At 30.1% G+C, this 25,327-nt stretch carries 19 protein-coding genes and 1 tRNA gene; 8 read left to right on the top strand and 12 right to left on the bottom strand.

Going from position 1 to position 25,327, the window contains the following annotated elements:
- Positions 1–41 precede the first annotated feature (41 nt).
- From ftnA to ccsA, 6 genes are all read left to right on the top strand, one after another.
- A complete protein-coding gene (gene ftnA / locus L8V85_RS03075; RefSeq protein ID WP_220566403.1) occupies positions 42–536 on the top strand; it encodes a non-heme ferritin in 495 nt (164 codons plus the stop codon).
- A 105-nt stretch (positions 537–641) separates the two neighbouring features.
- Complete coding sequence (locus tag L8V85_RS03070) at positions 642–1,277, top strand: helix-turn-helix transcriptional regulator (RefSeq protein ID WP_039668429.1); 636 nt, start codon at positions 642–644, stop codon at positions 1,275–1,277.
- A 182-nt stretch (positions 1,278–1,459) separates the two neighbouring features.
- The gene (locus tag L8V85_RS03065) at positions 1,460–3,397 is read left to right on the top strand and encodes a multiheme c-type cytochrome (RefSeq protein ID WP_133318862.1); all 1,938 of its coding nucleotides are present in this window, start codon (positions 1,460–1,462) and stop codon (positions 3,395–3,397) included.
- Positions 3,398–3,492: 95 nt separating this feature from the next.
- On the top strand, positions 3,493–5,511 hold the full coding sequence (locus L8V85_RS03060; RefSeq protein WP_412175243.1) for a rhodanese-like domain-containing protein: 2,019 nt from the start codon (positions 3,493–3,495) through the stop codon (positions 5,509–5,511).
- 56 nt (positions 5,512–5,567) lie between these two features.
- Positions 5,568–6,167: a SoxW family protein gene (locus L8V85_RS03055; protein WP_263737455.1), complete on the top strand. Its 600-nt coding sequence runs from the start codon at positions 5,568–5,570 to the stop codon at positions 6,165–6,167.
- A 9-nt stretch (positions 6,168–6,176) separates the two neighbouring features.
- On the top strand, positions 6,177–8,876 hold the full coding sequence (ccsA, locus tag L8V85_RS03050) for a cytochrome c biogenesis protein (protein ID WP_263737454.1): 2,700 nt from the start codon (positions 6,177–6,179) through the stop codon (positions 8,874–8,876).
- A 1-nt stretch (position 8,877) separates the two neighbouring features.
- On the opposite strand, the gene L8V85_RS03045 is transcribed toward ccsA, so the two are convergent.
- The 10 genes from L8V85_RS03045 to L8V85_RS03000 all read right to left on the bottom strand — a co-directional run bounded on the left by L8V85_RS03045 (position 8,878) and on the right by L8V85_RS03000 (position 18,747).
- Positions 8,878–9,102 carry a hypothetical protein gene (locus L8V85_RS03045; RefSeq protein ID WP_133318859.1) on the bottom strand — a complete coding sequence of 75 codons (225 nt, stop codon included), beginning with the start codon at positions 9,100–9,102 and terminating at the stop codon, positions 8,878–8,880.
- Positions 9,095–10,054 (bottom strand): UDP-3-O-(3-hydroxymyristoyl)glucosamine N-acyltransferase, encoded by a 960-nt coding sequence (lpxD, locus tag L8V85_RS03040; protein WP_263661691.1) that lies wholly within the window; start codon positions 10,052–10,054, stop codon positions 9,095–9,097. The genes L8V85_RS03045 and lpxD overlap by 8 nt, the downstream gene beginning before the upstream one ends.
- Positions 10,051–10,518: an acetolactate synthase small subunit gene (ilvN, locus tag L8V85_RS03035; protein ID WP_263737453.1), complete on the bottom strand. Its 468-nt coding sequence runs from the start codon at positions 10,516–10,518 to the stop codon at positions 10,051–10,053. Before ilvN ends, lpxD begins: the two co-directional genes overlap by 4 nt.
- The gene (locus tag L8V85_RS03030; RefSeq protein WP_263737452.1) at positions 10,515–12,224 is read right to left on the bottom strand and encodes an acetolactate synthase large subunit; all 1,710 of its coding nucleotides are present in this window, start codon (positions 12,222–12,224) and stop codon (positions 10,515–10,517) included. The genes ilvN and L8V85_RS03030 overlap by 4 nt, the downstream gene beginning before the upstream one ends.
- An 83-nt stretch (positions 12,225–12,307) precedes the next feature.
- A complete protein-coding gene (locus L8V85_RS03025) occupies positions 12,308–12,865 on the bottom strand; it encodes a 2-oxoacid:acceptor oxidoreductase family protein (protein WP_214118920.1) in 558 nt (185 codons plus the stop codon).
- Positions 12,862–13,707 (bottom strand): 2-oxoglutarate ferredoxin oxidoreductase subunit beta, encoded by an 846-nt coding sequence (locus tag L8V85_RS03020; protein ID WP_220566397.1) that lies wholly within the window; start codon positions 13,705–13,707, stop codon positions 12,862–12,864. The genes L8V85_RS03025 and L8V85_RS03020 overlap by 4 nt, the downstream gene beginning before the upstream one ends.
- Position 13,708: 1 nt before the next feature.
- Complete coding sequence (locus tag L8V85_RS03015; protein ID WP_257928731.1) at positions 13,709–14,833, bottom strand: 2-oxoglutarate synthase subunit alpha; 1,125 nt, start codon at positions 14,831–14,833, stop codon at positions 13,709–13,711.
- A gap of 9 nt (positions 14,834–14,842) precedes the next feature.
- A complete protein-coding gene (locus tag L8V85_RS03010) occupies positions 14,843–15,157 on the bottom strand; it encodes a 4Fe-4S binding protein (protein ID WP_133318853.1) in 315 nt (104 codons plus the stop codon).
- 173 nt (positions 15,158–15,330) lie between these two features.
- A complete protein-coding gene (locus L8V85_RS03005) occupies positions 15,331–16,227 on the bottom strand; it encodes a malate dehydrogenase (protein WP_263737451.1) in 897 nt (298 codons plus the stop codon).
- 18 nt (positions 16,228–16,245) lie between these two features.
- Positions 16,246–18,747, bottom strand: a complete 2,502-nt coding sequence (locus L8V85_RS03000) for an AsmA-like C-terminal domain-containing protein (protein ID WP_263737450.1) — start codon at positions 18,745–18,747, stop codon at positions 16,246–16,248.
- On the opposite strand from L8V85_RS03000, the gene mltG reads away from it, so the two are divergent.
- Positions 18,734–19,687, top strand: coding sequence for an endolytic transglycosylase MltG (gene mltG, locus L8V85_RS02995; RefSeq protein ID WP_133318850.1), 954 nt, complete (start codon positions 18,734–18,736; stop codon positions 19,685–19,687). The genes L8V85_RS03000 and mltG overlap by 14 nt on opposite strands.
- On the opposite strand, the gene L8V85_RS02990 is transcribed toward mltG, so the two are convergent.
- Together L8V85_RS02990 and flgL are read right to left on the bottom strand one after the other, a co-directional pair.
- The gene (locus L8V85_RS02990; protein WP_412175242.1) at positions 19,688–22,216 is read right to left on the bottom strand and encodes a DNA translocase FtsK; all 2,529 of its coding nucleotides are present in this window, start codon (positions 22,214–22,216) and stop codon (positions 19,688–19,690) included.
- A 353-nt stretch (positions 22,217–22,569) separates the two neighbouring features.
- Positions 22,570–24,792, bottom strand: coding sequence for a flagellar hook-associated protein FlgL (gene flgL / locus L8V85_RS02985; RefSeq protein WP_263737449.1), 2,223 nt, complete (start codon positions 24,790–24,792; stop codon positions 22,570–22,572).
- A 158-nt stretch (positions 24,793–24,950) separates the two neighbouring features.
- On the opposite strand from flgL, the gene L8V85_RS02980 reads away from it, so the two are divergent.
- Positions 24,951–25,037, top strand: a tRNA-Leu gene (locus tag L8V85_RS02980).
- Positions 25,038–25,327: the final 290 nt, after the last annotated feature.

The following is a 25,327-nucleotide window of genomic DNA, read 5'->3' as shown; positions in this document are numbered from 1 at the left end:
ATATATCATTATAAAATCCATTATTAAAAAAAGGAGAGAAAATGCTTTCAAAAGAAGTAGTAGCTTTATTAAATGAGCAAATTAATAAAGAAATGTATGCAGCAAATTTGTATTTGAGTATGAGTTCATGGTGCTATGAGCATAGTTTTGATGGTGCAGGGGCGTTTTTGTTCGAGCATGCAAGAGAAGAAAGTGATCATGCTAGAAAACTCATCACTTATTTAAATGAAACTGATTCTAAAGTAGAATTAAAAGAAGTTAAAAAACCTGATAGTGATTTTAAATCATTACTTGATGTATTTGAAAAAACTTTTGAGCATGAGCAAAGTATCACTGCTTCTATTAATAATCTTGTAGATTTTATGCTTTCAAGTAAAGATTATTCTACATTTAATTTTCTACAATGGTATGTAAGCGAACAACACGAAGAGGAAGCGCTTTTTAGAGGTATAGTAGATAAAATCAAACTCATAAGCGATAATGGCAATGGCTTATATATGGTAGATCAATACATCAAAAGTCTGACTAATAAATAATTTTTAGCTTCCATAAATTTGGAAGCTAAATATCTTTTAATTTAAAAGAATTCTTGCAAAATAAAAGTAAATTTGCTAAAATACTTTTTATTTAAAAGGATTTTTATGCAAATGAATGAAATTACTGATAAACTTAAATTTATACTCCAAAAAGAAGGCATAAAAAATGCCAAAGATTCTGATGTAGCCAAAATGCTAAATATCAATCCTGATACCTTTTATAGTATGAAATTTAGAAATTCCATACCTTATAAACAAATACTTCATTTTTTAAATGAAAGAAATATCAACATCAATGCATTTTTTTATGAAGATTCCCTTGAGAGCAATACTCCAACACTTGATCTAAACTATAATGTCTTAAAATATTATGATGTTAATGCTTCTATGGGAGGTGGAGCTTTAAATGATAATGTGAGTTTTTCAGAAGTGATTATAGATGAAAAACTAAGTGATTTTTTTGGCTCAAAAGATTGTGATATCATCCCTTGTATAGGCGATAGCATGGAGCCTGAAATCAAAGATGATTCTTTGTGTTTAGTAGATAAAAGCAAAAGCTTTAAAGAAGGTGGAGTTTTTGCAGTAAATACCAGAGATGGTTTATTTATCAAACAAATTTTTAAAAGCAATAAAGGCGGAGTTTATTTACACTCTTTTAACCTAAGTTATGCGGATGTTCATTATCAAAATGGAGACTTTTTAATTGTAGGTAAGGTAGTAGGGACTATTAGTAGAATTTAATATTTAGCAAATAACTTCTTTTTCTATATGATAATTTTTATTATTTAAATTAATAAAAAGTTAATAAATTATATTTTTAAGTTAATTTTTATTAAAAAATAGTCAAAATTATGTTTTAAAAGTTAATAGATAATAAATAAGAGTGTTTTTATCTTTTAACAAAACTACATGAAAGGGAAGTTATGAAACATAAACTAGCTAAAGTCGCCACTTATGCTTGTTTAGCATTGGGCATTAGTTTGACTACACAAGCTTTTGCTTCTTCAGAGCCTAGAACCCTTGATGGTTATGTGGCTCAAGAAGATGCATTTTTTGATTATCTTTATAAAAATCACCCTATTTTTAAATATGAAAAAGAAGGGCGTTTAGTGGGTAAATTTACCCATAGTGATAGAACTGAAAATTGGGTTGTAAATCAAAATGGAGCTAAATTTGCTGCCGAGCATGATTTAAAGCAAGCCTCTATTACCTATCGTTTGCCTTATGAATCTTTTTTGGATTTTCCAAACAAATTTGTGGGTCCAAAAAAATGTGGCGAATGCCATCCTGCTCAATATGCTTCTTGGGAGCGCTCTCGTCATGCAAAAACCGTGCGTTTTCCACATGAAATGGAAGAAGTTGGTGGAGCTGAAGGTTTGAAAAAACCTATGTATAACTCTCAAGCTACTATTTTACCCGATGGAATTTATCCAAATGATGTTTATGCTCTCATTGGAACACCAAGAACAAAATATGGTTTTATAGATAGATGGCTTGTGCGTGGAACTTACCATGTTGAAGATGGAAATTTGAGTGATTTAAGTGGTAAATTAACCGCTGGAGGCAATCAATTTTCAAGACTTTGGAGTGAGTTTTTAACCCCTGAAATGGCACAAAAAATAGCTGCATTTGCACCTGGTTTTCCTACTAAAATGGAAGATTTTGGAGGAAATGGCTCTCAAGTATGGGGAACAAACTCTTATGCTGCAACTTATAAAGAAAAAGCGGTTTTCCAACCTGCTACTGCGTATTGTGAAACCTGTCATACTTTTAAATTTGATTTTAAGAGTAAGGAAGAATTTTACAAAGCACTAGGTAATCCAAAAGAACTTCAAAAACATACCATCTCAAAAGGTATTACTTGCGAGGAATGCCATGGGGCTGGAGCACATCTTTATGGAGCAAGAGGTGCAGGCATGCCATCAAATTGTGAAAGATGTCATCAAAGATTTTCATATAATGAAACCGATGCTAAAATCAATCCTAGAAAACCTTTCAACGCATATTTTAAATCAAGTTGTCCTGCGTGTGGAACAGAAGGTGCTCAAATGTATTCTTCAGCACACTACGATAAGGGTATGAGATGTAATACTTGTCATGATCCACATGAAGTAACTTTTAATGATTGGAAAAGCGGTTATACTAAAACAAAACTTAAAAAAACTTGCAAAGATTGTCATGAAACTCAAGCAAGCTTTTTCAAAAAAGGTGGAATTCACGCAAAAGATAACTGTACAGCTTGTCACATGCCAAATATGATGAGTTGTGAAAACTTTGGAGCAGTTCAAAACCCTGATAAAGGTGGATTTGATAATGTTAGAGCTTCACATATTTGGAATATCAAAGTAGATAAAACCGCAAAAACACTTAATCCACCAGAAGGTAAAGAAAGATCGCCTAAAGTTGGTGGTTGGACTATAGCTAGAGATGATGAAGGTAGATTTTTCCTTGATTTAATGTGGAGTTGTGGTAGAACTAGTTTTAGTGATATTAACCTAATGGGTCCTGGTGCAAGTGGTTGTCATAGTCCTGTACAATCAACCTTACCTGAAAAACTTCACTTTAGCAATCAAGAAATGATTTATGATAAAGTAATGCAGTGGCAAAACCCTGTTAAAGAAGGATATGAGAAAATTAGAAAAGGCATAGCAAATATTGATAAAACTTTTGCTGAAAAAAATAAACTTTCAATAGAGCAAAAATCAAAAGTATTAAGCCTAACTAATCAAGCTCAAGCCATAGCTGATAGACTAGAAAAAGATGGTTCTTGGGGTGTTCATGGACCTGCTTATTCTAAGAAAATCATAGAAGAAGCTTTAATTTATATCCAAGAAGCACAAAATATCCTAAATGGTAAATAAAAACAAAGGAAGAATGAAAAATTCTTCCTTAAAATAAGGAGCTAGTCTTGAAAAATTTAATTACTCGACTTTTTATTGTGCTTTTTACTCTTTTTATGCCATCAGGATTTATTTTTGCTGAGGCTAATGGAGAAATAGGCTCAATAGAAGGTGTAAAAAGCATTAGCTTAGCACAAGCTCAAGAAATGCTAGATCAAAACAATACTTATTTTTTTGATGTCAATTCAGAGCAAGATAGACAAGCTAATGGTTATATACCTAATTCCATATCAACCTATGTGGAAAATTGGCAAAATTTATTACCTAATGATAAAAATGCAAATTTAGTATTTTATGGTTTAAATCGTTTTAGATTTGAAGCTTCTCAAGCAGCTGCAGTTGCTATAGAACTTGGCTATAAAAACTCTGTTGTAATGCTTGATGGTATAGAATCATGGGTAACTTCAGGTAGAAAAGTTGAAAAAATAGACACAGTTAAATGGGAAAAAGCTAAAGAAATTATCGAATTTAAAGACACTATCCACTCAAGATTTAAATTTAGCAACACCCCATCTTGTCGTGATTGTCATGCTCAAAAAGGTAAAGGCATTAGAGCTGATATTGCAGCAAATAAAAACCTAATCAATCAAAAATGTGCAACTTGTCATGAAAAAGCAAGCAATGCTTTAGCAAAAAGCGCTCATGGGGTGCAAGAGTTCTTACCCGCTCAAGATATGCAAAAGAAAAAAGAAAAACCATCTTGTGCAACTTGTCACTCTATTCATATTACCCCAAAACATTCAGGAATTTATTCACAAAAACAATTAGTTGATCAAAAATGCACACAATGTCATAAACAAAAAAGTGCAACTTTTCATATGACTTTTCATGGTAAAGGTATGTTTTTAAGCACTCCAGGTGAAACTCCAAGTGTTGCTACTTGTTCTGATTGTCATGGAAAACATAATATTTTAAAATCAAGCGAAAGAAGCTCAACTCTCTCGCCAATTAACCGTGTTCAAACTTGCAAATCATGCCACCCAAATGCAAATGAAAATTTCGCAAATTGGATGGCACATGCTGATCATAGTGATGGCGAAAAATATCCTGGATTACATGGTGCTTATATATTCATGACTATTTTGGTCATTTCTGTATTTGTTTTCTTTGGAGCCCATACTATACTTTGGTGCTTGCGTTTAATTGCTATGCGTATAAAATATCCTAAAGAATGGAAAGAAGCAAGAAAAGCAGCACATGAAGATAAAGTAAGAGTAAGAAGATTTAGCACTTTTCATAGAATTCAGCATTTTTTTATGGCAGTTAGCTTTTTGGGTATTGCATTCTCAGGCTTACCGCAAAAATTCTATGATTCAGCATGGGCTAAACCTATGATTGATTTAATGGGTGGAGATATCATTAACGCTGCAACTATACATCATATTTCAGCCATAGTAATGTTTGCAGTATTTTTCTCTCACATTGGAGAAATCATCATCGTAAATTGGAAACGCCGTGATGTAGCAAGGGATCCAATAACTGGCAAAATAAGCTTTATGAAAGTTTTAAAAGCTACTTTTGGACCTGATTCTTTAATGCCAAATTGGCAAGATTTTAAAGATATGAAAGATCATTTTAAATGGTTCTTTGGTTTTGGACCAAGACCGCAATTTGACCGCTGGACTTATTGGGAAAAATTTGACTATCTAGCAGTATTTTGGGGTATGTTTATCATTGGTATTTCAGGGCTTATTTTATGGTTTCCTGCTTTCTTTGGTAAATTTTTACCAGGTGAAGCAATCAACTTAGCAACCCTACTTCACTCTGATGAAGCTTTACTTGCTACAGGATTTATTTTTGCAATTCACTTCTTTAATACGCATTTTAGAGCAGATCGCTTCCCTATGGATATGGTGATTTTTTCAGGAAGTATTAGTGAAGAAGAGATTAAACAAGAAAGAAATGTATGGTATAAACGCTTAAAAGAAAGTGGAAAATTAAGCACTTTATATGAAAATAAAAGTAATTTCAAGGCATATCAATGGCTAGCTAAACTTGCAGGATTTGCAATGCTAATAACTGGCTTGGTATTTTTATTTTTAATGCTTTATACTTTCTTTAACACTATCTTATAACCTTATTCGCTATAATAGCGAATAAGGACTTTTTCTAATTTTTTCAAGGATTTTAAATGTTTAAAACAATACTCTCACTTAGTTTTTTAAGTATTTTTTTTATAGCTTGTTCTAATGAAGAAAAACTTGATTCTAATTTAATCTCAAGCGGTACACAATTTTCTAAAGAAAATTTACAAAAAGCAAATGATTTAGATAAAAAATCTTATGAAGAAATAGCCTATTTATTTAAAGATAATACAAATATAAAAAGTGATGATAAAAACATTTTAATTATTTTTAGCGCAAATCATTGTCTTTATTGTGATAAATTAAAAGAAGAAATTAAAAATGATAAAAAAATACAAGAACTTATAAAAGACAAATACAGCTCATATTATATAAATATAAGCTATAAAAAAATTCATACATTTTATAAAAACCATAAAAGTGACTTAAGCACAGCTGAACTTTCTAGTATTTATGATATAGTAGCCACCCCTACTATTGTAATTTTAAACAAAAGCAGCCAAACTTTGCTAAATTATCCTGGTTTTATTAGCGCAAAAAGACTAAGTGCTACAATGGAGTTTTTAAATCAAAAAGAAAATCAAAATTTAGACGAAGCAGCCATAGCACAAAAACTCATACATTTTTATAAAGAAAATAATATTTAAAGGTTAAAAATGCAGTATTTTTTTTCTTTTGCGATGAGTTTTTTACTAATGAGCATATATGCCATAGCTTGTGCTGTGGCAACCTTTATAGAAAATGATTTTGGTATTAGTGCGGCTAAAGCTTTAATTTATAATAATGCTTGGTTTGATATGTTGCATTTATTGCTAGGTTTAAATTTAATCGGAGTGATATTTTACAACAAGCTTTTTCAAAAGAAAAAATACTCTATCTTGCTTTTGCATTTATCTTTTATAGTGATTTTAATCGGTGCTGGACTTACTAGATATTTTGGCTTAGAAGGTGGAATGCATATAAGAGAAAATCAAAGCTCTAACACCATAGTTACTAGGGAAGAATTTATAAAAATTACTGATTTTGATGCTAATGCTAGTTTTGAATTTCCTATTAGCTTTACCACGCTAACTCAAAAGCATTTTGAAAAAACTATTGACTTAAATGGTGAAAAATTAATCATAAGCTCTATCAAATACACTCCACAAAAAGACTCTATCACACCTGCTAGCTTAAAATTAAATATTAATTATCAAAAAGCAAATACGCAAATAATCTTAAATCCAAATTTTACAAACAAACAAGCAGTGCATTTTAACTTACAGGGAAAAAATTTTACTATCAATTGGGGACCAAGAGAAATTAAGCTTCCTTTTGCATTACACTTAAAAGATTTTATACTAGAGCGTTATTTAGGCTCTATGAGTCCATCTTCTTATACTTCAAAAATTCAAATCATAGATAAGCAAAATAATATTAATCTAGATTATGATATTTTTATGAATAATGTTCTTGATTATGGTGGATATAGATTTTTTCAAAGTTCTTATGATCAAGATGAGCAAGGCGCTATACTTTCAGTCAATAAAGATCCTGGTAAAATCCCTACTTATATAGGTTATACTTTATTGATTTTAGGATTTTTATGGGTTTTATTTGATAAAAACTCAAGATTTCATCATTTAAGCATTTATTTAAAAAAAGGTCAAAGTTTTGTATTGTTTATTTTGCTTTTTGCAAATTTACAAACTCCACTTTTTGCACAAGAAGATAAAAATGAAATTTTAAATTTAATCTCAAATTTACAAAAAAATTCCTATGAACATTCTTTAAATTTTGCAAGATTACTTGTGCAAGATCATAATGGTAGAATCAAGCCTTTAGATACTTTGGCAATGGAGTTTGTTTATAAAATCACTCAAAAAGAAAAATTTTTAAATCTTCACTATGATCAAATTTTTCTAGCAATGATGATTTATCCTAAAGAATTTAGAAAAATCAAAATGATAGCTACAAAAACAAGCAAGCTAAGAGAATTAATAGGCACAGATATAAATGAAAAATACATAGCATTTGATGATGTGTTTGATAATGGGATATATAAACTGAGTAATTATGTTGAGGAAGCTAACCGCAAAAAGCCTTCATTAAGAACTAGCTTTGATAAAGATTTGCTAGCCTTAGATGAAAAAATAAATCATGCATATTATATTTATAGTGGTCAAGCTTTAACTATTTTTCCTGATATTAATGAGCAAAGTTTAAAGTGGTATTCTCCGGTGCAAATTTTACCTTTTGCAAAAGAAGATGTAGAGCGTTTACAAATGCTTTTAGTTAGCTATTTTTTACAAGTTCGCAATGGTGTTGAAAATAATCAATGGCAAGATGCAAATGAAATTTTGCAATCCTTAAAAGACTTTCAAAATCATTATGGAAGCAGTGTTTTACCACCAAAAGAAAGATTAAATCTTGAAATACTGCTTAATCATTATAATATCTTTGATAATCTAACTTTTGTTTATATTAGCTTTGCATTAGTGTTTTTCTTTTTAAGTTTTTATACTATATTAAAAAATATTTCTTTATCTGCCTTTGTATATAGATTTTTTTACATCATTTTAAGTATATGTGTAATCATACATGCACTAGCTTTAAGCATTCGTTGGTATGTAGGTGGGCATGCTCCTTGGAGTAATGCTTATGAAAGCATGATTTACATAGCTTTTGCTTGTGCGATAAGTGCTGTGATATTTTTTAAAAAATCACTCTTAGCTTTATGTGGTGCGAGTTTTTTAGCAGGCATTTCGCTTTTTGTAGCTCATCTTGGCTTTATGGATCCTCAAATTGGAAATTTAGTACCTGTTTTAAAATCATATTGGCTTAATATTCATGTTTCTATTATAACAGCAAGTTATGGATTTTTAGCACTTTGTTTTATTATAGGGATTTTGAGTTTAATTCTTTTTGCTTTAAGGGGTAAAAATAAAAATATAGATTTAAACATCATTAAATTACACTGTGTTAATGAAATGTCTATGATAATAGGACTTGCAATGCTTACAATAGGAAATTTTTTAGGCGGAGTTTGGGCCAATGAAAGCTGGGGAAGATATTGGGGTTGGGATCCAAAAGAAACTTGGGCTTTGATTTCTATTGTAGTTTATACTATAGTATTGCACTTAAGATTTATTTTTAAAACTTATTTTATTTTTGTTTTTGCAAGTGCTAGTGTTTTAGCCTTTTATAGCATATTAATGACTTATTTTGGAGTGAATTTTTATCTTTCTGGGCTCCATTCTTATGCAAATGGTGACGCTTTTCCTATACCAACTTTTGTGTATGTTTTGATTGTGCTTAATTTTATTTTAATTATTAGCGCAGGAAGAAAAAGGGATTTAAATACGCCTAGTTTTTAAACTAGGCTTTGCTTTTTTCTATTTCTTGAAGTGCATGGATAAGATCTTTTAAATTTTCATAAGGAATATGAACTTTCCAATCTATTCCATTTTCTTTTTTCAAAGCCACACCTATACTTAAGACATCATTGCTTCCTATACCATAAGGATTAGAAAGATTACAAAGGCTTATTTCTCCACTTTTACTACCATGTAATTCTATAGTTTTAAATATTTTTTTACTCATGTTTATCCCTAAAAGCTGTGATAATTTTTGCTTGAAATTTTAACCAATCTTTTTGAAGCATGATAGGAAAACCACCATAAACCCTAGCACCTTCTAAATTTTTAGTGACTCCACCTCTTGCGGCTATGGTAGCAAAATCTCCTATTTCTAAATGCCCACTTGTAGCACTTTGTCCACCCATAGTAACATTTTTACCCAAAATACTTGAACCTGAAATTCCACTTTGAGCTACTATAAGACAATTCTCCCCTACTTCACAATTATGCCCTACTTGAACAAGATTATCAATCTTTGTACCTTGCTTTATGATAGTGCTTTCAAAAACCGCTCTATCAATAGTCGTGCAAGCTCCAACTTCCACAAAATCTTCTAAAATAACATTCCCATTGTGATAAATCTTATAATGCTCGCCATTTTTTGTATGCGCATAACCAAAGCCATCACTACCTATTACACAATTTGCTAGCAAATGGCATTTTTTACCTATTTTAGTGTCATTATAAATCACAACATTTGGATGGATTGTAGTATATTCACCTATACTTACATTATCGCCTATATAAGCTCCTGCCATTATCACTACATGATCAGCTATTTGGACATTTTCTCCAATATAAACATTTGGCATAATCTTGGCACTTTTAGCGATTTTAGAATTTTTCTTTTCACTAGAAATTAAAGGTTTAGCAAAAAGCTTACTTAAAAGCGCAAAAGATAAATGTGGATTATCAACAACTAATTTAACACAATCTTTTGAAACTAAATTTTCAAATTCTTTGGAGACTAATATAGCCCCAGCTCCACTACTTGCAATTTTTTTAGAGTTTTTTTCTCCATCGCAATAACTAAGTTCAGTAAAACTTGCATTATTTAATGAATTTAAAGCTGTAATTTCTATATCATCTCCGCAATATTCTATGCCTAAAAATTTAGCAATTTCACTAATTTTCATTTTACCTCCATTAAAATAGAACCACTTCTAACTACACTAATAGGATTATACTTTTTCATAGTTTTTAAAAAGTTATCAATATTTTTTGCATCATCACTTGCTATTACTATAATAAACTCACCATCACTATAAGTTACACTGCCATTATAAGCTTTTAATATAGCATCTAAGCCTGCAAAATTTTCATTTAAAGCAATCTTTACCAAAGCTGTTTCTTTTTCTATAAAATCACTAGAATCAATTACCTTATAAGTAGGTATGAGTTTATGAAGTTGTTTTATGATTTGCTCAAAAACTTTTTCATCGCCTAAAGTAACGATATTTATCCTTGAGAATTCTTTATCATCAAGTGGAGCAACCGTAAGAGATTCTATATTATAACCACGCCCCGAAAAAAGCCCGACAACGCGTGATAATACCCCATGCTCATTTAATACAATGACAGAAATTACTCTTCTTTTCATTTTTTATCCTTGTTTTTATAGCTAGGTAAAATCATATTATAAATAGCTCCGCCCGCAGGTACCATAGGTAATACATCTTCATAACGATCTATAGCTACATTTAAAACACAAGTTTTTTTAGATTCTAAGGCTGCTTTAAAAGCTTTTTGAAATTCTTCTTTATTAAAAACATTATAACCCTCACAATGAAAACCTTTAGCAATAGTAACAAAATTAGGTTGACTTGTTAGATCTGTATTAGAAAATCTTTCTTTATAAAACATACTTTGCCATTGTCTTACCATACCTAAAAAAGAATTATTTAAAATGATATTAATCACTTTAATTCCATAAGCACTTGCTGTCATTAGCTCTTGTATATTCATTAAAAAAGAACCATCGCCTACAAAATTTATTACAACTTCTTCACCCACAGCTAATTTAGCCCCAAGTGCAGCCGGTAAAGAATACCCCATAGTTCCTTGCCCACCGCTTGTTGCAAGTTGTCTTGCATAATTAAAAGGATAAAATTGCGCTACCCACATTTGATGTTGTCCTACATCAGTAATTATCCTTGCATCAGGAGCTAATCTAGCACATTCTTCTATAACCCATTGAGGTTTTAAAACTTCATCGCTATCTTCATAGATTAAAGGATATAATTGTTGATAGTTTTGTAAAGTTTTAAACCATTCTTGGTATTTTGTGTTGTCAAAACTTTCTTTTTTTAATTCTTCTAAGGTATCTAAAATAACACTTTTAATATCCCCAACTATAGGAAAATGCGCTTCGATGATTTTAGAAATAGAGCTTGGATCTATATCAATATGAACGATTTTTGCACCCTTAGCAAACTCACTTGTTTTACCAGTAATCCTATCATCAAACCTAGCACCCACAGCAATGAGCAAATCACACTCACTTAAAGCGATATTTGCACAATAACTTCCATGCATACCTGCCATTTTTAAATTAAGCTCATCATCACTTCTTAAAATCCCTAGAGCCATCAAAGTTTCAACTGCAGGAATTTGGCAAAAATGAATCAAATCTCTTAATTCGTCACTAGCATTAGAAGCTATACAACCTCCACCTAGGTAAAATAAAGGTTTTTGGGCATTTTTAATCAAACTTACTAATTTTTTAATTTGCTTGATATTTCCTTTATAGGTTGGCTTGTAAGTTTTCATAGAAATTTCTTTAGGATAATGCCATACACCCATAGCAGCAGTAACATCTTTAGGTATATCAATATGCACAGGCCCTTTTCTACCTGTTGTAGCAATATAAAAAGCTTCTTTTAAAATTTTAGGTAATTCTTCGATATTTTTTACTAAATAATTATGCTTTACACAAGGTCTTGAAATACCTATAGCATCGATTTCTTGAAAAGCATCTGTTCCTATTAAAGAATTTGCAACTTGAGCTGAAATTAAAACCAAAGGTATAGAATCACTATAAGCAGTAGCTAAACCTGTAACTGTATTAGTAAAACCAGGTCCACTTGTAACTACTGCCACACCAACTTTACCACTCATTCTAGCATAAGCATCAGCACTATGTAAGGCCGCTTGCTCGTGTCTGACTAAAATGTGTTTAAAATGAGTTTGCTTATAAATTTCATCATAAATATTTAAAGCCGCACCACCAGGATAACCAAAAACTACTTTAACATTTTCTTCTTTTAATGCTTCACAAATCATTTGCGAGCCATTTAGCTCTTTCATTATTTTACCTTTTTGCTTAAAATGGAAAATATTATAACGATAATTTAATAAATATTATTTTACAAGAAAGAGTTTCTTGTAAATCAAGAAACTACTTGTGCTTTTTTAGCGTATTCTATACCTAAATCAAAAGCTTTTGCATTTGCCTCTTTAGTTTTTGCAGGTACCATATCAAGCATAGTTTGTTTTAATGCATCAATATCAATACATTTACTCATATAAGCAGCTATAGCTAAAGCAACGACTGATTGAGTAGCTACATTCCCTACTTCTTCTTTAGCTATAGTAATAATAGGAATTTCAAAAATTTTCCATCTTGCATAATCTTCTTTACTTGGATGAACTAAATTTGGCTCTATAACTATAACACCACCATCACAAACACCATCTTTGAAACTATGATAACCTTTATCAGCAGTTGAAAGCATAAAACTAACTTCACCTTCTACTGCATAAGGAAAAAAGATTTCATTTTCATCAATGATAATATCAACCTTAGTTGGCCCACCTCTAACTTGAGAAGTATAAGTAGAAGCTTTAAAAGCATTACGCCCTTCTTTAATGGCGGCTTTAGCTAGAATTTCACCTGCAGTGATAACCCCTTGTCCACCTTCACCACAAAATCTTAATTGATATTTCATTTTAATACTCCCAAATCAACCATTCTTTTTTCTTTCAAGGCTCTTCTAACTTCCTCATAAGCTTCACAATATTCTGTTTTACTTTCATCTTGGTGTAAAATTCCTGTAGGGAATTTATCCGCTCTTTGTTCATAGTCTAATTGTTCAAATTTAGACTTTTCAATACAACGATTTTTAATCCAATCAAGCATGCTTACAGCTTCGCCCATTTTGTTTTTTCTACCTAGATTAATATGGCAGTTTGAAAATACATCTACAAAACTATAACCTTTGTGAGATAAAGCTTTAAAAATGATATTTTCAAGCTTATTTGCCTCTATAACATTTGTTCTTGCTACAAAAGAAGCCCCAGCGGCTTTAGTAAGCTCACAAGCATCAAAATTTGGGTCTATATTACCTGCTTGAGCTGTAACAGTGTAAAAGCCTTGTGGGGTAGTTGGTGAAGTTTGTGAATTTGTAAGACCATAAATAAAATTATTGATTAAAATATGAGTTAAATCTATATTTCTTCTACATCCATGGATGGTATGATTTCCACCAATTGCTAAAGTATCGCCATCTCCACTTACTACGATTACATGTTTTTTAGGGTTTGCCAGTTTAATCCCTGTTGCATAAGCAATAGCTCGACCATGAGTAGTATGGACTGTATTGCAATTTACATAAGAACTCATTCTACCACTACAACCTATACCAGAAACTAAACAAACATCATCCATATTCCAGCCAAGTTTTTGAATAGCTCTAATAATAGCTTTTAAAACAACACCATCCCCACAACCCCAGCACCATTGTGTTGGAAGTTTATCTACTCTTAAATATTCATCATAATTAAAAGCCATTTTACATATTCTCCTTTACTTTAGCAATAATTTCACTTGGGGTTATAGGGCGACCATTTGCACGGTGCAAGCTAATAAAATCATCTCTTTTGCTTACTCTTTGAATTTCTTCTAAATATTGCCCCATATTAAGCTCACTTACCATAACTTTTTCAAATTTAGATACTACTTGAGCTATTTTTTTCTCAGCTACTGGATAAAGGGTAATAGGTCTAAAAAGCCCTACTTTTAAACCCTCTTCTCTAAGTCTTAAAATAGCTTCTTTGGCAGATCTTGCAACGCTACCATAGGCGATGATTAAAAACTGCGCATCATCACACATAAACTCTTCATAAGTACAAATTTCATCGGTATTATTTTTAATCTTACCAAATAATCTTTTGATATTTTTATCTACTATTGCTCCATCTTCTGTTGGAAAGCCTATGTCTCCATGATGAAGTCCTGTGATATGATAACGATAACCTTCAAAGAAAGGATTTAGTATGGCAGCTTCATTTTTACCTGCTGCATAAGGTTTGTAATCTTTTTTATCACCCGTAAATTTTTTTCGGTTGATAATTTCTAATTCTTCTAAATCAGGTAATTTTGCCTTACCATTCATGTGTCCTATGGTTTCATCTAAAAGCAAAAATACTGGAGTCATGTATTTTTCAGCTAAATTAAAAGCTCTAATAGTTTCAGTGTAAGCTTCCTCTAATGAAGCAGGAGCTAAAGCTATACTTGCATAATCTCCATGCGTTGGAGCTTTTGCTTGAAATAAATCACCTTGCGCAACCCTTGTTGGAAGACCAGTTGAAGGACCACCTCTCATAACATTTACAATTACTAGTGGAATTTCAGCTATAAAACCCAAACCAATTTGTTCAGCTTTTAAAGAAATTCCCGGCCCGCTGCTTGCTGTCATGGATTTTACTCCACTCATAGAAGCACCTAAGGCCACGCTAATACCCGAAATTTCATCTTCCATCTGTATAAAAGTACCATCATTTTTTGGTAACATATGGCTTAGTTCATGTGCTATTTCAGAACTTGGGGTAATTGGATAACCACCAAAAAATTTACAGCCACAATCAATCGCAGCTTTGGCTACTAAAACATTACCTGTTGATATAACTTCTCTCATTTTATTTTCCTATGCATTTAGTTTTTTGTATTTATTTTCTTTAACAGCTTGTGCTCTTTCTTTAGCTTCTGGTGTAAGCTTTGCAAATTTAAATTCATCTCTTTTGGCAACAAAGATCGCAAAATCAGGACAGTGACTTTCACATTCACTACAGCCTATACAAGAATCAGGATGAACCACTTCTATCATCTGTCCTAAAACTGCACTGATTTCATCTCTCATTGCTAAAACTCCGGCTGGACAATAGCTAACACAGATATTACAAGCCTTACATCTTGCTTCATCAACCCAAACTGGTGTATTCTCTGGAGCAATCATTAATATTCCTTTCTAGTTTTTTGTAATTTTCTAATGATTTTTTATTAAAAATTATTTTTAAAACAAACTTTTTATTATAGCGAATTTATAGCATGATTAAATATTATTTAAAAGATAAAATAAAACTAATAAGATTTTATAACACAAAGTAACATTAGGAGTAAAAAACTCCTAAAAAATTATTTATAATTATACTGAACAAAAGAATTTTCTAATGTAATTTGTTCTTGATTGTCTAATTTTAATTCTAAAGTTTCAAGCACCCCATCAAGGCTAATCCTTGCCATAACTCCAAAAGCTTTTTTTCTTATGCCATATTCTCCATCTAAAATCACACATACTGGTAAAAATTCTCCACTTTTTAAAGCCTCTATCATTCTCACGCAAGCACTAGCAGGAGCTAAATAGGCTGAAGTTTTTAAATATTTTATAATTTTAGCACCACCGGTTTTAACCTCTTGTTCAATTTGAACAATATCTTGCTTATTTAAGACTTCACTTAAAGCTTTATTTTGCACTTTACTTTGAGATTTTACCAAAACCATACTATCATTGTGAAAACCTATAAGCTTAGTATCTATATAAGAAGTTTTTATATCTAATTTTTTGCTCACTTCGTATTTAAATCTAGCATTATCTAAAACACCTGCCATAGCAATGATTTTTTTTAATGAAAATAATTTACTTTCATAAAGAGCGTTGAGTAAAAAATCTACAGGATTGCTTACTATGATAAACAAAGGATCGTTGTTAAATTTTTTAATATTTTTTGCACACTCAAGCATAATTTTAGAATTAATAGCAAAAAGCTCATCTCTACTCTGACCTTCTTTTCTAGCTACACCTGCACTAAAAATAACCACTTGAGAATCTTTTGAGTATGTATAATCATCCGTACAAGTTATTTTAATATCAAAATTAAAAGCGGCTATGCTTTGACTTAGTTCTAATTCTCTAGCAAAAAGCAAGTCTTTATTAATATCAATCAATATAATCTCATCTATTAATTCTCTTAAAATTAAAGCATAAGCAATGCTTGCACCGACATTTCCTGCTCCTATGATGGTAATTTTCATCTTAGCTCCTTTGTGGTATTATTTAACTAAATTTGTCGGTAATTCAAAAATATTTTTTATCAAATGATAAGGAAGTTGCAAACTCTGTGCGATAAGTTGAGTTTTAAACTCGGGATTATCAATTGTTCCACCTAGTTTAATTTGTGTGCTAATTTGCCTGTCTTTGCCTAATATAATTTGATTGATAATTGGAACTTTAGAAATAACCGAACTAGCTGATTTTAGCGTTCTAAGCTCTAATAAACCATCCACTTGACTACTTCTTAAATTGATTTTAGCTTGACCTAAAATATCTGCACTATCACCATTAAAATTTAGCGCATCTATTTCAAAAAGATCTTTTTTGCGATTAAAACTTATACCAGCATTTTCTACACTAAAACCTTTTTCATTAAAAGTTGGGGCTTTAAATAAAATCAAACTAGGTATGGTATCAATAAAACTTAAGAGTTGCTGATGAAATTTTAAATCTTTTAAATAAGTATCTTTAAATAAAAATTTGCCTTTAAAAAAATCAGTACTATTACCATCTACATAAAGATTAAACTCGCCTTTTTCAAAAACATTTTGACGCATAAAAGTATTTAGAAAATCATCATCCATTTTTAAAGCTCTAATTTGCATTTGATTTTCTTTAAGCAAAAGCTCAAATTTAGACTCATTTCTATTAGCCCAAGCTTTTATATAGTCTTTTTTGATTTTAGCATTAAATTGATCAAAATCTAAAGTTTTGTTAAAATCTTTTAAGATCAAATCTATATTTTTAGCACTGATATTGTAATTTGAATTTTCAAGATTATCTAGTGTGTTTTCTGTATCTTGTTCTGAAAATAATAAATTAACATTATTTAAAGTAATGTTAATATCATCATTGTCTTTTTGTGCAAAAACACTACCACTTGCGCTAGTTAAATTAAAATCTTCTCCTTTTATTTTTATACTAAAACTATCATACTCATAAGGATTATTATCCTTATAAAGTAAAAATGATTCAAAAGTAGTATTATTTATATCTACATCAAAATCTTTAAAATTTAAAGTGTCTAATGACAACTCTCCATCATGCACATTATTTTTTTGCATTAATTTAGAATAAGTCTTATACTTTGCAAGCTTAGCAACATAAACAGACATACCTTGATCAAAATTTAGAGTCGTAGTAAGCTCTTTATTATATAAACTGATATTTTTATCATAGTTAAGATCTAAATCAAGAAATTTATTTTCCATTTTTAAGCTATCTTGTGGTAATTTTAAATTTGTTATAAAGGTCTTAAAATCACCTTTTTTTTGCTTTAAATCAATACTTGCATTAAAATCACCGCTGATTAATTCACTTTGTACACTTGCATTTTTAATCTCTAATTTATCTTTTTGTAAATCAATATTTGCTTGTATGATTTTAAAGTCACTTATATTTATATTAGAATTTACAATATCAAAATTTCCTTTATATGAAACTCTTTCAGGGTGTTCAAAAGGAATTTTCAAAACTAAATCAGTCTTTGTAATACCATTGTTTTGTAAAAATGGTAATTTTATACCATATAAACGCAAAATTTTATTCACTCTATAATCAGCTCTAGCATTGTCACTTTTTATGCGTATATAAATTCCTGCTTTTTCATTTAGCATATTGTCTATATAAATTTGACTTTGATTGAGATTATAATTGTTAAAATATAATTTATCATAGATAAATTCTAATTTTTGTTTATTAAATTCAAGCCTTACAAAAGGACTAATGATAGGATCTATACCTTTATCTAAAACCACCTTCAAATTATTTACATAACCTTTAGCACTAATATCATTCAAATAATATCTATGTTTTCCAAAATCTGCAAAGCCATTTAATTTCTCTATAAAATAAAAATCAGCCTTTACCTTACCGCCCACCCAAAGAGCAAGATTAGAAGGCAAATGCACTCCATTTTCCACTAAAATATCAAAAATTTTTGAAATATTATTTGAGCTTGTATTTTCTAATTCATAAGCAATTTCTTCTCTTTTAAGTGAGAATTTGACATCACTTTTTAAAAAATCACTATCAATTTCTCCTTTAAAAGTATAAAATTTTGTCTTAGGATTGATAACTAAAGAGCCAACTACACTAAGGTTATGATCTTTTAAAAGAAAATTATCAATATTAGCTTGTATATTTTTATCACTAATTTTTAAATTGACTTTTACTAAAAGATTTTTACTGTTTACAAAAAATAGATTATTTTTATAAATTAATTCCACGGGATAGTTATTAACAAAAATTTCATCTATATTGATTTCTTGAAAAAACCAATAAATATATTTTACATCTTTGATAAGCTGTACAGCTTTACTCGCACTAGTTTCATTTTGAGTGTTTTGATTTTGAGAATTTACTATAACTTTTTTTGCATTTAAAATGAGTTTTTTATCTAATTTAATATATAATTTCTCCAAATTAATAGAAGAAATTTCTAATTTTTCTATGTAAATTCCATTTTTGAGGTAAACAAACAAAACAATGAAAAGTATCATAGGTAATGCTAAAAATTTAAGAATTTTTTTAATATGTTGTGATTTGATTTTAATTTTTCTTTTATCCATTTTTTATTATCTACTTTTACCTATAAAAACAAACTCTGTAGTTTTTATACCACAAGGTTCTGTTAGTAAGATTATAACGCAATTAGATAAAAATAACTATAAAATGAGCAATATTGATAAATATACTTTATATTTTTTAGGCCATCCACAATCTGGCTGGATAAATATAGGCACAAAAGAACTAAATAGAGCTGAATTTTTACATAAGCTTACCGTCGCTAAAGCAGCACTTGAAACTATTACTTTAATTCCTGGGGAAACGACTGAAATTTTCTTTGAAGAATTAGCACCAAAGTTAAATTTAAATGCCAAAACCTTAATGCAAGAATTTTACAAACAAAGCCCTTTTAAAGAAGGTATGCTTTTTCCCGAAACTTATAAAATTCCAAAAGGCATTACAGAAGAGCTTTTAGTAAAATATCTTTTGGCTTACTCTGCAAGTGAATTTAAAAAACTTTCTTATAAAATTTTTAGAGAATACAATGAAAAAAAATGGCATGAATATATCATCATTGCTTCCATTATACAAAAAGAAGCAGCGAGTAATGAAGAAATGCCTATAGTTTCATCTGTGATTAGAAATCGCTTAAGAAAAGGCATGAAGCTTCAAATGGATGGGACATTAAATTATGGAAAATACTCTCATGAAAAAATCACTCCACAAAGAATAAGATCAGATAATAGTTCTTACAATACTTATAAATTTAATGGCATACCAAAAGAAGCTGTATGTAATGTTTCATTTGAAGCTATTAAGGCAGCTATTTTTCCTGCTAAAACAGAATATTTATACTTTGTAAGAGATAAAAAAACCAATAAGCATATTTTCACCTCTACTTTAAAAGATCATAACAAGGCAATAAGAAATTGATTATAAAATTTCTCTTTGGCCTTTTGCATCAGGTTCGCTTAAAACACCTGTTTGTGAAAGTTGTTCTATGATATTTGCTGCGCGGTTATAGCCTATTTTTAAGCGTCTTTGCAAATAAGAAATACTAGTTTTTCTATCTTCTAAGATTACAGCCTTTGCTTCTTCATAAAGCTCATCTAAATCTCCATCATCAAATTCACTTCTTTTATAAGCTCCATCTTGACTATCATCTTTTAAAAAGCTCTCATCATATTCTACTACTTGTTGAGCTTTTAAAAACTCTACAATATTTTCGATTTCATTTTCACTTGCAAAAGGTGCGTGCAAACGCACTAAACCACTCATACCAGGAGGAGTAAATAAACAATCTCCACGCCCTAATAAACTTTCAGCCCCCATAGAATCTAAAATAACCTTAGAATCTATCTTTTGCCCTACTTTATAAGAAATTCTACTTGGTAAATTTGCTTTTACAACACCAGTAACAACATCTACTGAAGGGCGTTGCGTGGCTACGATCAAGTGAATTCCACTTGCTCTTGCCATTTGTGCTAAACGACCTATATAAAACTCTACATCCTTACCTGCTGTCATCATTAAATCAGCCAACTCATCAATAATCACTACAATAAATGGTAAAATTTCTCCACCTTGTTCTTTGATCTTTTCGTTGTAATTTTCTATATTTTTAGTTTTTGCTTCAGCCATCAAACGATATCTGCGTTCCATTTCAGCCACCATATTTGATAAAGCATTTACCGCCTTTTTAGGATCAGTAATTACCGGTGTAAGTAAATGTGGAATATCATTATAAATACTAAATTCCAGCATTTTAGGATCTATCATCATAAGTCTTAAGGTTTTTGGCGAATTTCTATAAAGCAAAGATAAAAGCATAGAATTTATACCCACACTTTTACCACTTCCTGTAGTTCCTGCTATTAAAAGATGAGGAAGCTTTTTAAGATCTGTGATGAAAGGATCGCCTACTATATCTTTACCTAAAGCTATAGTTAAAGGTGAGCTAGAATTTTTAAATACCTCACTTTCTAAAATTTCTCTTAAGTAAATCGTATCGATTTTTTCATTTGGAACTTCAATTCCCACTACATCTTTACCTGGAATTGGAGCTTGAATTCTTATAGTTTGAGCTTTTAAAGCCATAGCTAAATCATCTTGTAATGATAAAATTTTACTTACTTTAACATCTGCTGCTGGGCGAAATTCAAAAGTAGTTACAACAGGACCTGTGTAAGTTCTAACTACATCTCCACCTATTTTAAAGCGTCTTAATTTTTCCAATAAATCATAAATTTTTCTATCTATTTCTTCTTCATTTATCTCGCTTTTGCCTTCTTTTGGCATAGTTAAAAAATCTAAGGGTGGTAAAGAAAAATCTTTTGGTTTTTCAAAATTCCCAAAGTCAAGATCTTTTAATAAAGCTTTATTTTCACTCACTTCATTAGTGATAGAATGGTGTGTTTTATTTTCTATTACTTCTATTATAGGCTCTTGGGTAATCTCAAATGGAATTTTTTCTTCTTTAACTTCATTTTGTGCTTCTTCTACTACAAAAGGATTTTCATAGTTTCTTTTACTTCTTAGCTCTTCTATACTAATAGGCTTAGCAAAATCATCTTCACTAAAATCAAGTTCTTTTACTTCATTTTGCGGAATAAAATCTTCATCTTTAAATTCTTTTACCCCTAAAAAGCTAGTTTTATTTTGAATTTTTTTAAACTCAGCTTCTTTTTGTGCTTCTATAGCATTTAATTCTTCAATTTTTTTAAAATCCTCATTAAGCTCTTCTAAGATTTTTTCTTTTTGCAAGGCTTTATATTCTTCTAGCAATTTAGCTTTTTGTAGCATTTGCTCACGCTCTTTAAGCTCTTTGGCAAACAAAGAATTTTCTTCTATCACCTCTTCTTTGTTTTCGTTTAAATCCATATTGCGTCTTTTATAGCTTGGTTCATCTAAATTTTTACTTTTTAAAGTTTGAGTATAAATATCTTCACTTTTATTTTTGTATTTTAATAAATACTCTTCAGGGGTCATTTCATCTTCCTTTATATTTATTTGACTAGCTTTTTGAGCAAAACTTGCAATAGGCTCTGAAAGCTCATGAATATAACTTGAACCTAGCTTTTTATCCTCTTCACTAATCACAACCTCTTCTAATTCTTGATTTTTTAAATCTTCAAGATTAAATTTTTTATTCTCTTGGATTTCTTTTTTTGGTAGCTCTTTTTCCTTGATAAGCTCTTCTGTTTTATCTTTTATTAAAAGCTCTTGTTTGAGCTTTTCTTGTTCTTCTTTGGTTTCATTTTCATATTTATCGCCACCAAAAAAGCCAAAAATTTTATTTTTAATTAAAGTTTCAAGTTTTAAATAAAAATCAAAATCAAGCTCTATTTTAAATACCTCTTTGATAATTTGCGGAAAAGAAATACTAAAAGCAAAAGCTAAAAGCAAAATCACCAAGATTAAACTTCCTATTTTTCCAAAAAGTCCATCTAAGATTACAAACATAGCAGAGGCTATATAGCCTTTATCTTGCAAGAACGCTGAAGCAAAAATAAGTGAGGCAAAAATACAAGCAAAAACAGCCACACTAAATCTACGCTCTATAAGTTCAAAATTATAGTTATTTTTATACAAAAGATAATTAAACCAAAAAAAGACAAAAGGGTAAAATTTAGTCAATGATCCAAATAAAAAATAACTAAGTTTTGCCAAGGAATACCCTATAATACTTACTAAAGCTTGATCGGGTATCAAAGCACTTAAGCAAAAATAAAAAATAAAAATATTAGAAATAACAAAAATAGCTTCTTTTTTTATAATATATCCTTTATAAAGAAAAAAGCTATTATATCAAAAAATTATAAGTAGTTTAATAAACTAATTTGAGAAATTTTAGAAGTAGCCGAAAGCATAGCTTGATAAGATACCATAGTTTGCATAAACTGCATATAAGTTTGCCCATAATCAGCATCAGTTACACCGCTTTTAATAGAAGCTACATTGATATTTAAAAAAGTCATTCTTTTATTTGTCTCTTCTATATTATTAGTGTAAGCTCCTATGGTTGTTTGCATTTTTCTAACATGATCTTGCAAATGATCTATTCTTTCTAAAGCCCCTTGTAAACCTGTATTTCTAGGATCACTTCCTTCTGAATCAGCCCTCATACTGCCATTTAAAACAGCATCTATCATCTCATCTAAGTCTTTAATCAAATCAACATTTGGATCATCAATAGTTAAAGAATTGTTTGCACTAAATACAAAACCTGATCCATTTACAGAAGTACCTGCTGGAGGAAAACCGCTATTTGAATTTGAATCTTTAATAGTAAGACCTATATTAGTGTTACTTGAAAATTTATCAGTAATACTTATACGACCTTTATAGTCCATACCAACTTCAACAAAACCTTTAGAATCATTTATATTTTGTTGAATGGTTTGAAAATCTCCATTGTTGATAGTACCATTTGCATTTGCATTTATAGTTGCTGTAGGAACATTATCACTTGCAAACATACCGATAATATCATTTAACTGGCCATAAGTAATATCTTCAGGTCTTGTTTGCATACCCACTGCATTACCTGTGTTTTCATTATATTGAGAGTGAGCAATAGGAAAACTTATAGTTTGAGTAGGATCGTTTGGATCAGGATAGCTTACTCTTGAGTTCTCCAAATCAATAGTTACCTTATAAGTTCGTCCACTTTTGGAAACAATTTCCATTTGGAGTTGTTGACCTTGCATACTTCCATTGGCATTTGCTACAACTTCACTTAACTTTGTACTATCAGTAGCATATTCACTTGTACCTTTAATCACTTGAGAAACATTGCCAAAAACAGTATTTCCATCTTTTTCAAAAGGCACATCATAACTAGCCCCATTAGTTTTATCACCATTGATGTTACTTTTAATAAAATCTGTTTTGTGCAAGTCTACAGTAAATTGTTTACCATCTAATTCAATCGTAACGGGACTTTTAGTATCATTCAGATTTCCACCATGCGCTGCTTGCATAATACGATTGGTTACTTCTGCCATAGAAATACCTTCAGCATCCGCAGCCTGTTTTAAATCTTTAATAAGTTGCTCATCTTGAAGCTGTGGAGTTAAAGCAACCGCATGAAAATCTAAAGAACTACTTCCTTCTTTTAAGCTCTTTATTTCTATCTGCCCGCTATCATTTAATGCTACTTTAACAACCTCATTTCCCTCTGTATTTCCATATAATCTTCCAATATTTTTTAATACATCTTCAATTTTTGCATCAGGATCTATATCTAAAGTAGCTTTAAAACTTGTTCCATCAGGTCTAACACCTTGAATATACATAGTCGAATGTGGGAAAGAGAGTTTTTCATCATAGCTATCACCAAAATGCTCATCGGGCTTAAGTTCTCCATTTTGAACATAGTTTTGGCCTATTAAATGTGAAAATTTAGATTCTCCAGTTAAAAATTCTTTTTTGTCCGGATAACGAGCATCAGTAAAAGAAACATTTGTTGAAATAATTTTATTGATATTTGAATCAGGCTTAAAAAATAAATCCCATCCAGGTATATTATAAGGAATTTGGGTGCCAGCACCACTTACTACAAAAATATTATCTTTATTCCCAGTATAATTTCCATAATTATCAAAAGGTTTATTTGCACTATTTGATCCTGCAAAGAGATATTGCCCATTGATACTAGTATTAGCAATATTTACAATAGAATCTCTTACAAGTTTGAGTTCTTTTGCTATAGCCTCTCTTGATTCTTGAGAATTACCATCACTTGCAGCTTTTGTGAGTAATGTTTTAAATTTTTCTAAAAGTTCTGTGATATTTTTCAAGGCAGTATCTGTGTTTTTTGCTAGCTCCATAGCAGATTGAGTTCCTTGAACTATTTGACCTATGTTTGCCATCTCATATTCTAATCTTGAGCCATTAATATAAACATTTGCATTTTCCCAAGAATGCTGAATAAGCTGACCTGTTTGTAGTTGCAAATTATATTTATTAAGCAAAGACTGACCATCTGTGTAGTTTTGTATAGAAGTGTAGTAATTATACTGATTGCTAATTCTCATTATTTTGCTCCGCAAATAAATTTTTTAATTATTTACAAGCAAAAAAAGTTCCAAATTTTAATGATATTTAAATTTTTTATATAAAATATTTTATATTGTTTTAATTTTTTTTTAGTATAATCTCATACTCTATTTAATTATTTTAAAACTTTCAAAAAGCCCGAGTGGTGAAACTGGTAGACGCGCCAGACTCAAAATCTGGTAAGGGCAACCTTGTGTCGGTTCGAGTCCGACCTCGGGCACCATTACTTTTCAAAGTGTTTTCTAAAATTTTTAAAAAACTCAGGGAGCGGTTTTGGTAGCGGTTTTTTTCTCAAAAATTAATTTTTAATACTCCATATTAAAATAATATAATTTATCATTATAATCTAAAAAAGAAATTGACTTTTATAAAAATATTTAAAAAAGAATAAAATAAAAATACATTTTACTTTTTTATATTCAATTGCTAATTCATTTTCTATTTCTTTTTTTATTAAAAGAAGACAGTATAAAACTAAATACATTAATTTATTTGTTTTATTCATAAGACTTA

The organism is Campylobacter sp. IFREMER_LSEM_CL2090, from assembly GCF_025771865.1.
GTDB lineage: Bacteria > Campylobacterota > Campylobacteria > Campylobacterales > Campylobacteraceae > Campylobacter_D > Campylobacter_D lari_D.
Note: the sequence above shows the minus strand (reverse complement) of the source record. Positions and strands in the feature narration are given on the sequence as shown.